Origin of the sequence: Marinobacter oulmenensis (assembly GCF_014201735.1) — a bacterium.
GTDB lineage: Bacteria > Pseudomonadota > Gammaproteobacteria > Pseudomonadales > Oleiphilaceae > Marinobacter > Marinobacter oulmenensis.
In genome coordinates this window covers 22,795-36,728 of record NZ_JACHFE010000010.1, presented here as the reverse complement: position 1 = coordinate 36,728, position 13,934 = coordinate 22,795, and the positions used below count along the sequence as shown (strand labels likewise).

Here is a 13,934-nt window from a genome sequence, read left to right as displayed (position 1 = left end):
ACAAAACCCGCAGGACCGCCACTCCGGGGCAGTCTGCGGGTTCCTGTATAGCTCGTGGTGACCGGGTTTAACTCACCTTGCCACAACACTGTTTGTATTTCTTGCCGGAGCCACAGGGGCAGGGCTCATTGCGGCCAACCTTACGCTCCTGACGGACGAAGGTCTCCGGCGTGGCAGAAGAACCGGCCTGGGCATTGCCCTGCTCATCGTCCTCGTCCGCCTGCTCTCTGGCGGCAGCGCTGGTCTGTTCATGCTGCAGCTTGGCTCTGGCCATTTCCCGGGCGAGCTCCTCGCGACGACGACGCTCGATTTCCTCCATTTCCTCGCGGCTCTGTACCCGGACATGGCAGAGAATCCGGGTGATGTCGCGCTTCATGGTATCGAGCATGTCCTCGAACAGGTTGAACGCCTCGCGCTTGTACTCCTGCTTCGGGTTTTTCTGTGCATACCCACGCAGGTGGATGCCCCGGCGCAGATGATCCATGTTCGAGAGATGTTCCTTCCACAGGGTATCCAGAACCTGCAGGAAGGCCTGCTTCTCGAACTTGCGCATGGCTTCGGCACCGGCAATTTCTTCCTTCGAACGGTACTCGGCCACGATGGCGTCCAGAATTTTCTCGCGCAGCTTCTCTTCGTAAAGCTTATTGTCCTCATCCAGCCACTGCTGGACCGGCAGCTCGATGGCCATCTCGGACTGAAGGTGGGATTCCAGTCCGGCCACGTCCCACTGCTCGGGCATGCTTTGCGGCGGGATGAAATCGCTGACCACGGAATCGACCACATCGGCACGGATGGTATCGACCATTTCGGAGATGTCCTCCGATGCCATGACCTCGTTACGCTGGTCGTAGATCACCGTGCGCTGGTCGTTGGCGACATCGTCATATTCGAGCAGGGTCTTACGCATGTCGAAGTTACGGCCTTCAACCTTGCGCTGGGACTTCTCGATGGCGTTGGTGACCATCCGGTGCTCGATGGCCTCGCCTTTCTTCATGCCCATGGCCTGCATGAGGTTCTTCACACGCTCTGGCGCGAAGATCCGCATCAGGTTGTCTTCCAGTGACAGGAAGAAGCGGGAGGAACCGGGGTCACCCTGACGACCGGCACGGCCACGCAGCTGGTTGTCGATACGACGGGACTCATGGCGCTCGGTACCCACAATGTGCAGGCCGCCGGCCTCCAGCACCTGGTTGTGCCGTTCGCTCCACTCGGCCTTGACCCGAGCGATGTCTTCCTCGGTCGGGTTTTCCAGTGCGGCAACCTCGAATTCCCAGTTACCCCCCAGCACGATATCGGTACCACGGCCCGCCATGTTGGTGGCGATGGTCACCGCGCCGGGCCGACCGGCCTGGGCAATGATCAGGGCTTCGGAATCGTGCTGCTTGGCGTTCAGGATCTTGTGCTCGATGCCGGTTTTTTTCAGCAGCATCGACAGCAGTTCCGAGGCTTCAACGGATGCCGTACCCACCAGCACCGGCCGACCATCGGCGGTGACATCCTTGATCTCATCGATGATGGCGTGAAATTTTTCCTCCTGGGTCAGGTACACCAGGTCGTTGTAGTCAATCCGCTGGATCGGCTTGTTAGGCGGAATGACCACCACGTCCAGGCCATAGATCTGGCGGAACTCGAACGCTTCGGTATCGGCGGTACCCGTCATACCCGCCAGCTTGTCATACAGGCGGAAGTAGTTCTGGAAGGTGGTGGACGCCAGCGTCTGGCTTTCGGCCTGAATCTTGAGCCCTTCTTTCGCCTCTATGGCCTGGTGCAGACCCTCACTCCAGCGACGGCCCGGCATGGTCCGGCCGGTGTGCTCGTCCACGATCACCACCTGACCGTTCTGGACGATGTAATCTACGTCCGGCTGGAACAGATGATGGGCACGCAGGCCGGAATGAACGTGATGCAACAGGCTCAGGTTGGCGGCCGAATACAGGCTCTCGCCCTCTTTCAGCAGGCCGCGGCTGAGCAGCAGTTCTTCGACTTTTTCGTGGCCGGCTTCGGTCAGCTCCACCTGACGCGATTTCTCATCGATGGTGAAATCGCCGGTGGGCTCGCCACCTTCTTCATCAACCTCGCCTTTTTCCAGGCTTGGAATCAGGGCGTTGATCTCCTGATACATCCTGGAGGAGTCCTCCGCCGCGCCGGAGATGATCAACGGCGTGCGGGCCTCATCAATAAGGATGGAATCCACTTCGTCGACAATGGCGAAGTTGAGGGGACGCTGGGCTTTCTCCTCAATGCTGAACGCCATGTTGTCGCGCAGATAATCGAAACCGAATTCGTTGTTGGTGCCGTAGGTGATGTCGGCCTGGTAGGCGGCCTTTTTCTCTTCGGCTGACTGACCGGCAACCACGACGCCTACCTGGAGACCCAGGAAGCGGTAAAGACGGCCCATCCATTCAGCATCCCGGCGGGCCAGGTAATCGTTCACTGTCACAACGTGCACGCCCTTACCCGACAGGGCATTGAGGTAGACCGGCGCGGTCGCTACCAGGGTCTTGCCTTCCCCGGTCTTCATCTCGGAGATCCGGCCCTCGTGCAGCGTGATACCACCAATCAACTGTACGTCGAAGTGGCGCATGCCCATCACCCGGCGACTGGCCTCGCGAACGGTGGCAAAAGCCTCCGGCATCACCGCATCCAGGCTCTCGCCATCGTCCAGGCGACGGCGGAATTCCGCCGTCTTGCCTTGCAACTCGGTATCCGACAATGCGCCAAACTGTTCCTCAAGGTCATTGATGCGCGCAACAACCTTGCGCATCCTCTTGATTTCCCTGGCATTCTTACTGCCGAACATCTTCGTTGCAAGCTTTGTGAACATAGACCACTGCTTCTTAAGTTAAACGGAGTGAAGCAGGCATTCTAACCTTATTTAACGACAGGACAAAAGGTAGAGGCCCGCAGAGACAGGCTTCTGTTATGCTGATGTCATTTCCCGGGCAGGCAAACCCTGACCCGGACTCTCTGGGTGCACGAAGAACTGACAGGTAATGAACGACAACAGCGATCACAGAAAGGTTTTCGGTTCCGGTGGTGGCGGTACCGGCGCCCGCCTGCAGGGCCTGATTGAACGTGCGGAACTGCACAGCCGGGCAGAACAGTTGGTGATGTCGGCCATTCCGGACGGACTGGCCCCGGGCACACGTTTTGTCAGTTATCGGGAAGGGGAACTGGTGCTCTCCACCGACAATGCCGGCAAGGCGACGCAACTGCGTTTCCGCCAGCACGAAATCATGGCGGCGCTGAGGCAGCATGAACCTTTCCAGTATGCCTGGAAGGTCCGCATCAAAGTGAGCCCGCCGCGCTTCCGACACACCCGAAAGCCGGAAAAGGCACCGCTCAGTAACGAAAATGCCCGGCTCCTCAAAGAGGAAGCCGGGCACACGAAGGATAAAGCTCTACGCGAGGTTCTCGAAAAACTCGCAAGCCACGTCCGGGACTGAGGCGTCCTGCCTCAGGCCTGAGCCGCCAGCACGGGTTTCATATAGGAAATCGGGGCCGTGGCTTCGTCATCGAAGGTGACCACTTCCCACGCATCCTCTTCCGCCCGAAGCTTGCGCAGCAGCTTGTTGTTCAGGTCGTGACCGGATTTCACACCGCGGAACTCACCAATCAGGCTGTTACCAAGCAGGTACAGATCACCGATGGCGTCCAGGACCTTGTGCTTGACGAACTCGTCGTCGTAGCGCAGGCCGTCTTCGTTCAGGATCTTGTAGTCGTCAACAACAACGGCGTTGTCGACACTGCCACCCAGCGCCAGGTTCATCGACCGCAGTTTCTCGATGTCACGCATGAAACCGAAGGTCCGTGCGCGCGACACTTCCTTGACGAAGGAGGTGCTGGAGAAATCCACGGTCGCTGTCTGGGCCCGACCCTTGAAGACCGGGTGATCGAAGTCGATACCAAAGCTCACCTTGAAGCCTTCAAACGGCAGGAAGGTGGCTTTCTTGTCGTCTTCCTCGATGGTCACTTCCCGCTTGATGCGGATAAAGCGCTTGGCCGCTTCCTGCTCGGCAATACCAGCCGACTGCAGCAGGAACACGAACGGACCGGCAGAACCATCCATGATGGGCACTTCCGCCGCGCTCAGTTCCACATAGCAGTTATCGATACCGAGACCCGCCATGGCAGAGAGCAGGTGCTCTACCGTTGCCACACGGACACCGTCTTTTACCAGCGTCGTGGACAGCATGGTCTCGCCAACATTCTCCGCGCAGGCCCGGATTTCAACGACCGGATCCAGGTCCGCCCTGCGGAAAATGATCCCCGAGTCGACAGGAGCCGGCTTCAGGGTGAGGTACACCTTCTCCCCGGAGTGCAGGCCAACACCAGTCGCACGAATGGTGTTTTTGAGTGTCCGTTGCTTGATCATCGGTTCATCATTCCGTCACAAAAAAGCGATATTCTCGACAAAAATCTTGCCGGCGAGAATATCAGAATTCCAGACTGAGTACCATTTAACCAGAATGACTTTCATTAAATACGTGACATAGTCATCGGTTATGGTCAGTCCGCCTTATCTCAATTCGAGCAATAAGACGAAAGTTTATCAGTCTGCCTGACGACGCAGGAATGCGGGAATATCGAGATAGTCCACGCCCTGCTCTTCTTTTTCCTTGCTCTGGTCCAGCGCGACATTGCCCTGGGACACGGCGCGCCTGCGCAGTACCGCCGGACGGTCAAGCTGGTTGTAGTCGGTGGTGCCGTCGAGTGTCCGGGTGTTGTCCACTACCTTGGTGGGCTTTTCCCGATCGCCGCCGAGGCCAGTGGCCACAACGGTCACTTTCAGCTCGTCGGTCATTTCCGGATCGATCACGGTACCTACAACCACTGTCGCGGACTCGGAGGCAAACTCGCGCACAATATCGCCAACCTCGGAGAATTCGCCCAGGTTGAGATCCATACCCGCAGTGATGTTGACCAGGATGCCCTTGGCGCCCTGCAGGTTGATGTCCTCGAGCAGCGGGCTGCGAATGGCGGCCTCGGCGGCTTCCTGAGCCCGGTTCTCGCCAGTGGCGCGGGCGGTACCCATCATCGCCATGCCCATCTCGGACATTACGGTTTTCACATCCGCAAAGTCGACGTTGATCATGCCGTTGCGGGTAATCAGGTCAGCAATACCCTGAACCGCGCCCAGCAGAACATCGTTGGCAGAGGCAAAGGCATCCAGCAGGCTGGTTTTCTTGCCCATCACCGCCAGCAGTTTTTCGTTCGGGATGGTGATCAGGGAGTCGACATTCTCTTCGAGTTCCTGGAGACCGGCTTCGGCAACGCTCATGCGCTTGCCACCTTCAAACTGGAACGGCTTGGTGACGACCGCTACGGTCAGGATGCCCAGTTCGCGCGCCACTTCAGCCACGATAGGCGCAGCGCCGGTGCCGGTACCGCCGCCCATGCCGGCGGTGATGAAGACCATGTCGGAACCGCTCAGGGCCTCGGCAATACGGTCCCGGTCTTCCAGAGCGGACTGGCGCCCGATCTCAGGATTGGCACCTGCGCCCAGCCCCTTGGTGATCGCACCGCCAAGCTGGATAACCTGACGAGCGTCCAGGTCAGTAAGTGCCTGGGCATCGGTATTGGCGCAGATAAACTCCACGCCTTCCACGTCGCTGTTGAGCATGTGGCGTACGGCGTTACCACCGCCACCGCCAACACCGACGACTTTTATAACTGCGTTTTGCTGAACATTATCAACTAGTTCAAACATTTCCCCTACTCCTTCGTGCTGTGACCGGTCTATCCGCACCGGTTGTACAGATCATTGTGTCGTTTTCGAGATACCTTCGTGTACAGCTTCCTGATTACCGATCAGAAATGACCGGTGAACCAGGCTTTCATACGCTCAACCAGTGAGGGAGCATCCTCACCCTTGAGCGGCGGTTCCTGGCCAAGATCCATTTGCCGGAACCCGTGAATCAACAAGCCCACTCCGGTGGAGTAAATCGGGTTGTTGACCACTTCCGTCATACCGGCGACAGCCTGCGGACTGGCAAGCCGTACCGGCATGTGGAAGATCTCCTCGGCAAGCTCCACCACGCCCTCCATGGTGGACGAGCCGCCGGTGATCACGATGCCTGCCGGGATCATGTCCTCGAATCCCGAGCGGCGCAGTTCGGACTGCACCAGGGTGAACAGCTCTTCATAACGGGGCTCAACCACCTCAGCCAGGGCCTGGCGGGACAGATCCCGGGGCGCCCGGTCGCCGACACTCGGCACCTTGATGGTTTCGTCCGCGCCGGCCAGCTGTGTCAGCGCGCAGGCATACTTGATCTTGATTTCTTCGGCGTTCTGCGTCGGCGTGCGCAGCGCCATGGCGATGTCATTGGTCACCTGATCACCGGCGATCGGGATCACCGCGGTGTGACGAATCGCGCCGCCGGTGAACACGGCGATATCGGTGGTGCCACCGCCGATGTCCACCACGCAGACCCCCAGCTCCTTTTCATCCTCCGTGAGGATGGCGTGGCTGGAGGCCAGCTGTTCCAGGATGATGTCGTCCACTTCCAGGCCACAGCGCTTGACGCATTTTTCAATGTTCTGGGCAGCATTGACGGCACAGGTCACCAGGTGGACCTTCGCTTCCAGGCGCACCCCGGACATGCCCATGGGCTCTTTGATGCCCTCCTGGTTATCGATGACAAACTCCTGGGGCAGGATGTGCAGAATTTTCTGGTCCGCCGGAATCGCCACCGCCTGGGCTGCGTCAATCACCCGGTCAATGTCGGCCTGAGTCACTTCCCGGTCCCGGATCGCAACGATCCCGTGAGAATTCAGGCTCTTGATATGGCTACCGGCGATACCGGCATAGACCGAATGAATCCGGCAGCCTGCCATCAACTCGGCTTCCTCCACCGCGCGCTGAATGGCCTGCACCGTGGTTTCGATATTGACCACCACGCCACGCTTGAGACCGCGGGACGGATGGGAACCGATACCGACCACTTCGATGGTGCCATCCATCTTGCGTTTGCCGACGATCGCCACCACTTTCGAGGTGCCGATATCCAGGCCGACAATCATGTTTTCCGTATCAACCGATGACATGTGTTTCACCAAACCCCAGGTTCGAGTTAATCATTATCAGGATTTCGGAGCGGCTCCGGCCGCATCCGCCTTCCACTGCACCGCCACCCCATTGGAGTAGCGGGCATCAATCCGGCTGACTTCGTCGACTCTCGAAGCCAGACGGTCTTCATAAACCGTGATGAACCGCTCGAAGCGCTTCTGTACCTGGTCCCGCCCCAGCACCACTTCGATACCGTTGCTCAGGCTCAGGGTCCAGGCGCCCCGCTGTTCCAGTTCCAGGCTGGCAAACCCCAGCCCGTAGTCCACCAGCCGCTCGCTCATGCTGCGCGCCATATCAATGACTTCGCGGACCCGCTCATCCGGCCCCGCCAGTCGCGGCAGGCTTCCCGCCACTTCCGGATTCGGGGGCGAAAACAGCTCGCCCGAGCGGCTGACCAGCCGACCATCCGTCCAGTACGCCAGCGGCTTGCGTTCCCGTATGTCAATTTCCAGTCGGCCCGGCCAGACCCGTTTGACTGCAGCCGAGGCCACCCATGGGCGCTGCTCCAGTTCGGCCTTGATTTCCGCCAGGTCGGTGGCGAAATAGCTTTTACCAATCCAGGCGCTGGCCGCCCGTTCAATGCCGACCCGGCTTTCACCCACAAAGTTGCCATCGACATCCACCGCCAGGATCTGCTGATCCATCGCGGCCAGCAGCCGGTCCCCGGCCCATGGCAGCATTGCCGCCAGCAACAACACCGTCAGCCCCAGGCCCACCTGCAGCCAGGGCACGGCCGAGAGCACCGCTTTCAACACCCCGAACCGGTCCCGCCCTGGCTCCAGGGAGGTTGCTCCCCTTCGCCGGGGCGGCTCGGGCGGTACCGCCCGACTCCGGATCAGCAGTGTTTCAAGCATGCACGTCCTCCGTCAGGGTATCCCTGAGTATGCGCACCACCAGTTCCTCAAAACTGATGCCCGCGGCTCTTGCCGCCATGGGCACCAGGCTGTGATCGGTCATACCCGGCACGGTGTTCACTTCCAGGAGCCAGAATTCGCCATCCGCGTCCTGCATGATGTCCACCCGGCCCCAGGTACGGCAGCCAACAACCCGAAAGGCTTCCAGAGCCAGCTGTTGCAGCCGCAGCTCATCCTCCGGCGCAAGGCCGCAGGGAATCCGGTAGTTGGTGTCGTCAGTCAGGTATTTGGCGTCATAATCGTAGAAATCATGGTCCGTACTCAGTCCGATGGCCGGCAACGCCCGGTCCTGCAACAGGCTGACCGTGAACTCGGGGCCTTCAACCCACTTCTCCACGAGCACCAAGTCATCGAGCTCCGCTGCGCCCCGGTAGGCCTCAGCCAGCTCCGCCGCGTTATAGACCTTGCGGATACCGATGCTGGAGCCTTCATGAGCCGGTTTTACACTCAGCGGCACGCCCAGCGCGGACACCACGTCAGCCGCTTCCGCCTCGGACGTCATGGCCCGGAAAGGCGGTGTCGGCAGACCACAGCCCTCAAACACGTACTTGGTCCGCAGCTTGTCCATGGCCAGGGCCGAGGCCAGTACCTGACTGCCGGTATAGGGAATGTCGGCCTGCCCCAGAATTGCCTGGATGGTACCGTCTTCTCCGCCCCGGCCATGCAGGGCAATGAACACCCGGTCAAAATCGGGGGCCTCCACTGTCCGCAGAAGACAGCCCTGGACGTCAACCCCATGGGCATCGACACCCGCCGTCTGAAGTGCGCTGAGCACCGCCCGGCCACTTTTCAGGGACACATCCCGCTCGGCGGAATCGCCACCCATGAACACAGCAACACGCCCAAGCGCCTTCACCAGTTCCGGTGGTGCCTGATAATCCTGTGCGGCGGTATGCATCGGTTCACTCATCGGTTGTCACTCCCGCCGCGGCCAGCCGCGCAGCAACACCGCCGACATCACCGGCCCCCTGGGTAATCAGGAGATCGCCATCCTGCAGGATGTTCGCCAGCAGATGTTCAATACCGTCATTACTCTCCACGAACACCGGTTCCACCTTGCCACGCTGCCGGATACTGCGGCACAGGGCCCGGCCATCGGCTCCCGGGATCGCCGGCTCACCTGCCGGATACACATCCATGAGCAGCAGGCCGTCGACCTCGGACAGCACTCGCACAAAGTCCTCGTACAGATCCCGTGTCCGGGTATACCGGTGCGGTTGATACAGCATCACCAGCCGGCGGCCGGGCCAGGCTTCACGGGCCGCCCGGATAACCGCTTCCACTTCCGTGGGATGGTGTCCGTAATCGTCCACCAGGGTCGCCGAGCCCTCCGACAACTGGTACTCGCCATAGATCTGGAATCGGCGACCAACGCCGGCAAACCCGGCCAGTCCCCGGCAGATGGCCTGATCATCGACACCTTCGTCCGTGGCCACGGCAATGGTGGCCAGTGCATTCAGCACGTTATGCCGGCCCGGCATGCGCAGCTCAACGCTCAGGTCCGGGCGGCCACCGGGGCGACGGACGACAAAACGGGTTTTCAGGCCATCGGAGACAATCTCTTCGGCCCGATAGTCGGCCTCCGGGTTATCGATGCCGTAGGTGATGATGGCCCGGGAGATACGGGGGATGATCTCGCGAACATAGGCATCATCGACACACATCACCGCCACGCCATAGAAAGGCAGGTTGTGCAGAAACTCCACAAACGTCTGCTTGAGTTTCTCGACATCACCGCCGTAGGTGTCCATGTGGTCGGCTTCAATGTTGGTCACCACAGAGATCACCGGCGTGAGGTGCAGGAACGACGCATCGCTCTCGTCAGCCTCTGCCACCAGGTACCGGGAGCCGCCCAGCTGGGCATTGGTGCCGGCACTGTTCAGCTTGCCGCCGATGACAAATGTCGGGTCCAGACCGGCTTCGCCCAGCACCGAGGCGATGAGGCTGGTAGTAGTGGTCTTGCCATGGGTTCCGGCCACCGCGATGCCGTGACGGTAACGCATGATCTCCGCCAGCATCTCGGCACGCGGCACAATGGGCACACGCCGGGAACGGGCCGCCGAGACCTCCGGGTTATCCTCGGAAACGGCGGACGAAACCACGACCACGTCCGCCTTGTCGCTGTTGCCGGCGCGATGGCCGATATGCACCTCAACGCCCATTGCCCGCAGGCGACCGGTGACCGCACTGTCCTTGATATCGGACCCGGACACTTCATAGCCCTGGTTCTTCAGAACCTCGGCAATACCACTCATACCAGCGCCACCAACACCCACGAAATGGATGTGGCGGATCCGGCGCATTTCGGGCACCTGATAGACCAGTGGCGGATTGGTTGCATCAGCCATTGGCGGCCTCCAGACAGTAATTCACGACTCTCTCCGTTGCATCAGGGCGGGCCAGCGAGCGGGCGGCCTTCGCCATATTCATCACTTTTTCACGGTTGCCAGACAGTTCCCCAAGACTCTCGGCCAGACCCTCAGGCGTCAGTTGTGGCTGGGGTACCATCAGGGCGCCACCGGCTTTCACCATGTGCTGACCGTTATGGGTCTGGTGGTCATCGACCGCATGAGGGAAAGGCACCAGAATGGCCCCGACGCCCACGGCGCACAGCTCGGAAATGGTCAGGGCGCCAGCACGACACAGCACCAGGTCCGCCCATTCGTAGGCTTCTGCCATATCGGCAATAAATGGCTCGACCGACGCCTGTACACCTGCTTTTTCGTAGGCGGCACGGGCATCCTCCAGATTTTTCTCACCACACTGGTGGCGCACCTCCGGCCGTTGTTCCGGGGACATCAGGGCCAGAGCCTCGGGCACCTGCTCATTGAACACCCGGGCGCCCAGACTGCCGCCTACAACCAGCAACCGCATGGCCCCCTCGCGCCGGGCCAGACGCTGCTCCGGTTCCGGCAATGCGGCCAGGTCATGGCGCACCGGGTTACCGGTACAGCGGGTCACGACCTGTTCACCAAAACTGCCGGGAAACGCCTCCAGCACCGTGCCGGCGAAACGGGTCAGCCAGCGGTTGGTCATGCCGGCAATGGCGTTCTGTTCATGAATCACCAGTGGCCGCTTCTGCATCCAGGCTGCGACGCCTCCGGGGCCGGTCACGAAGCCGCCCATGCCAATCACACAATCCGGCTGGATCCGGCGTAACAGGGTCCAGGCTTCGCCCAGCGCCCGCATCAGCCGGAAGGGAGCCGCCAGCAATGCCAGTTTGCCTTTGCCACGCAGCCCGGAAATATGAATCAGCGACAGAGGTATATCGGTCTGGCCGATCAGACGCTCTTCCATGCCGCCGCTGGCTCCCAGCCAATGCACGTCGTGCCCCTGAGCCTGCAGCGCCCGGGCCGTGGCAAGCGCCGGGAACACGTGCCCACCGGTACCGCCAGCCATGATCAGAAAACGCCGGGGGGTGGTCATGACGCACCTCCCCGTTTTTGGGGCGCTGTCGCCGACATCCGCAGCCGGTCCAGCCGCTCCATTTCCACCCGTGCCAGTACACCAATACACACGCAGGTCACCATCAGGCTGGAGCCGCCGTAACTCACCAGGGGCAGAGTCAGCCCCTTGGTCGGCAGCAACCCGGTGCTGACCGCCATGTTGATACCGGCCTGCAGACCAATCAGCAGGGAAATGCCATAGCTGAAGCAGGCACCAAAGGGCATGCCGTTTTTTTCTGCCCGACGGGCAATGGTGAAACCGCTGACCACCAGTGCGGTGAACAGCATCACTACCAGCAGTGAACCCAGCAGACCGAATTCCTCGGCGATGATGGCGAAGATAAAGTCCGTGTGGGCCTCCGGCAGATAGAACAGTTTCTGCACGGAGTTACCCAGGCCCACGCCCGACCATTCACCCCGGCCAAAGGCAATCAGCGACTGGGTCAACTGGTAACCACTGTCAAACTGGTCTTTCCACGGATCCAGATAACTGACCACCCGCTTCAGACGATAGGGCTGGGTAACGACCAGCAGTGTTCCCAGCCCCGCCAGAATGGCGATCAGGGGCATGAACCGGGTCAACCGGACCCCACTCAGGAAGATCATGCCGGCGGCGGCGCTGACCAGTACCACGGTGGCGCCGAAGTCCGGCTGAATCACCAGCAGCATGGAGGCCAGACCAAGCACCAGCAACGGTTTCAGGAAACCGGGCCAGGTATTCAGCAGTTCCTCGCGGCGGCGCACAACATAGCCGGCCAGATAGGCGATCAGGCACAGCTTCGCCACCTCGGATACCTGGACATTGAACAGCCCCATGGGAATCCAGCGGGTGGAGCCGTTAACGGTCCGGCCCAGTGGGGTCAGCACCAGAATCAGCACCAGCAGGCCGACGCCCAGAAGCAGCCAGCCACTGCGTTCCCACCAGGCGATAGGCACATTGACGGCAACCAGTGCAGCCAGACAGCCAAGCAAGGCGAAGATCACCTGGCGAATGACGTAGTAATAGGCGTTGTCGACGGTAGCTGCGGCCATATCCATGGAGGCCGAGGAAATCATCACCACGCCGACCACCAGCAACGCCACCGACGTCACCACCAGTACCGGCAGCGGCTGAATCTCGCCCCGCCGGATCAACTGACCGTGTGCATTCATGGTCATGGCCATCAGCGCGCCTCCACCAGTGAACGGAAACAGTCACCCCGCTCACCGTAATCACGGAACATGTCGAAGCTGGCGCAGGCCGGAGAAAACAGAACCCGATCCCCTTCATGGGCCTGCTCTGCTGCGGCCGACACGGCATCGGCGAGGGACTCCGCCTGGGTGACCGGCACGCGCTTCGCGATCGCCTGTTCCATCAGCCCGGCATCACGCCCGATCAGCACAACCGACCGGCAGCAGCTGGCAACCGGTTCCTGCAGAGGATGAAAATCGGCGCCTTTGCCTTCACCACCGGCAATCAACACGATCCTGCCATGATCGGGCACCAGGCTTTCGATGGCCGCCACGGTGGCGCCCACATTGGTACCCTTGGAATCATTGATGTAATCCACCCCGTTGAGGGTGCGCACGAACTCACACCGGTGCGGCAATCCCCGGAAGGCACGGGCCACCTCCAGCATGACGTCCATGGGCAACCCGGCCGCATGCCCCAGTGCCAGTGCCGCCATGACATTACTGAGGTTGTGAAGCCCCATCAGCTTCAGCTCACTGGCCAGCAACAGGTTGTCCAGGCCGAACGTGATCCAGGTGCCGTGCTCGTCATCCCGGGTACTGAAGGTTTCGGGATTGACCCGGTTGAAGCCGAAACACAGGAACCGGATGCTGTCCATGGCCATGGGCGTGCTCAGGGCGTCATCCAGGTTCACGATGGCATTCCGGCAGCCCCGGTAAATGCGTTGCTTGGCCTGGTAATAGGCCATCTTGTCGGGATAACGGTCCATGTGGTCATCGCTGACATTCAGCACGGTGGCCGCCAGCGCGCCCAGCTCCTCGGTGGTTTCCAGCTGGAAACTGGACAGCTCCAGAACATAGAGATCCGCCCCCTGCCCCAGAAGGTCCAGGGCCGGCGTACCGATGTTGCCGCCCACCTGGACCCGGCGCCCGGCTGCCCGGGCCATGTCGCCCACCAGTGTGGTTACCGTGGTTTTTCCGTTCGAACCGGTGATGGCAATAATCGGGGCGTCCGCTGCCTCGGCAAACAGATCAATATCGCCGCGAATGCGCGCGCCCTGCTCTGCTGCCGCCTTGATAGCCGGCTCGGCAATACTGATGCCGGGGCTGACCACCAGTTCGTTGAAACCGCTGAACCGTTCGGCCTCAAATTCCCCCAGGTAAACCGGCACATCCGGCCACCGTGAGCGCAGCTCATCGAGCCCCGGCGGCTGCAGGCGACTGTCGGCTACAGCCACCTCCCGCCCCTGTCCGGACAGATGGCGCACGCAGGAAAGCCCGGTCTTACCGAGCCCTACGATCAATGTGCGACGATCCGAAACAATGACACTCATA

At 60.7% G+C, this 13,934-nt stretch carries 10 protein-coding genes and 1 pseudogene; 1 reads left to right on the top strand and 10 read right to left on the bottom strand.

Annotated features, from left to right (window positions below; translation table 11 throughout):
- Positions 1-67: 67 nt before the first annotated feature.
- Entirely contained in the window at positions 68-2,824 is a 2,757-nt protein-coding gene (secA, locus tag HNR38_RS15835) for a preprotein translocase subunit SecA (protein ID WP_183706124.1), read from the bottom strand.
- A gap of 169 nt (positions 2,825-2,993) precedes the next feature.
- Here secA and HNR38_RS15830 point away from each other — a divergent pair, with 169 nt between their 5' ends.
- Positions 2,994-3,446 (top strand): DUF721 domain-containing protein, encoded by a 453-nt coding sequence (locus tag HNR38_RS15830; RefSeq protein WP_183706121.1) that lies wholly within the window; start codon positions 2,994-2,996, stop codon positions 3,444-3,446.
- Between the two features lie 11 nt (positions 3,447-3,457).
- Here the strand turns inward: HNR38_RS15830 and lpxC are convergent, their stop codons facing one another.
- The 9 genes and pseudogenes from lpxC to murD all read right to left on the bottom strand — a co-directional run bounded on the left by lpxC (position 3,458) and on the right by murD (position 13,933).
- On the bottom strand, positions 3,458-4,375 hold the full coding sequence (gene lpxC, locus HNR38_RS15825; protein WP_183706119.1) for a UDP-3-O-acyl-N-acetylglucosamine deacetylase: 918 nt from the start codon (positions 4,373-4,375) through the stop codon (positions 3,458-3,460).
- A gap of 348 nt (positions 4,376-4,723) precedes the next feature.
- A pseudogene (gene ftsZ, locus HNR38_RS15820) lies at positions 4,724-5,710 on the bottom strand (cell division protein FtsZ); the annotation flags it as partial.
- Between the two features lie 101 nt (positions 5,711-5,811).
- Positions 5,812-7,047: a cell division protein FtsA gene (ftsA, locus tag HNR38_RS15815; protein ID WP_183706115.1), complete on the bottom strand. Its 1,236-nt coding sequence runs from the start codon at positions 7,045-7,047 to the stop codon at positions 5,812-5,814.
- A gap of 36 nt (positions 7,048-7,083) precedes the next feature.
- Complete coding sequence (locus HNR38_RS15810; protein WP_183706113.1) at positions 7,084-7,923, bottom strand: cell division protein FtsQ/DivIB; 840 nt, start codon at positions 7,921-7,923, stop codon at positions 7,084-7,086.
- Positions 7,916-8,893: a D-alanine--D-alanine ligase gene (locus HNR38_RS15805; protein ID WP_281380429.1), complete on the bottom strand. Its 978-nt coding sequence runs from the start codon at positions 8,891-8,893 to the stop codon at positions 7,916-7,918. The genes HNR38_RS15810 and HNR38_RS15805 overlap by 8 nt, the downstream gene beginning before the upstream one ends.
- Positions 8,886-10,331: a UDP-N-acetylmuramate--L-alanine ligase gene (murC, locus tag HNR38_RS15800; RefSeq protein WP_183706111.1), complete on the bottom strand. Its 1,446-nt coding sequence runs from the start codon at positions 10,329-10,331 to the stop codon at positions 8,886-8,888. The genes HNR38_RS15805 and murC overlap by 8 nt, the downstream gene beginning before the upstream one ends.
- Positions 10,324-11,409 (bottom strand): undecaprenyldiphospho-muramoylpentapeptide beta-N-acetylglucosaminyltransferase, encoded by a 1,086-nt coding sequence (murG, locus tag HNR38_RS15795; RefSeq protein WP_183706109.1) that lies wholly within the window; start codon positions 11,407-11,409, stop codon positions 10,324-10,326. The genes murC and murG overlap by 8 nt, the downstream gene beginning before the upstream one ends.
- A complete protein-coding gene (gene ftsW / locus HNR38_RS15790) occupies positions 11,406-12,593 on the bottom strand; it encodes a putative lipid II flippase FtsW (RefSeq protein ID WP_183706106.1) in 1,188 nt (395 codons plus the stop codon). Before ftsW ends, murG begins: the two co-directional genes overlap by 4 nt.
- Positions 12,593-13,933 (bottom strand): UDP-N-acetylmuramoyl-L-alanine--D-glutamate ligase, encoded by a 1,341-nt coding sequence (gene murD / locus HNR38_RS15785; RefSeq protein WP_183706104.1) that lies wholly within the window; start codon positions 13,931-13,933, stop codon positions 12,593-12,595. Before murD ends, ftsW begins: the two co-directional genes overlap by 1 nt.
- Position 13,934 lies beyond the last annotated feature (1 nt).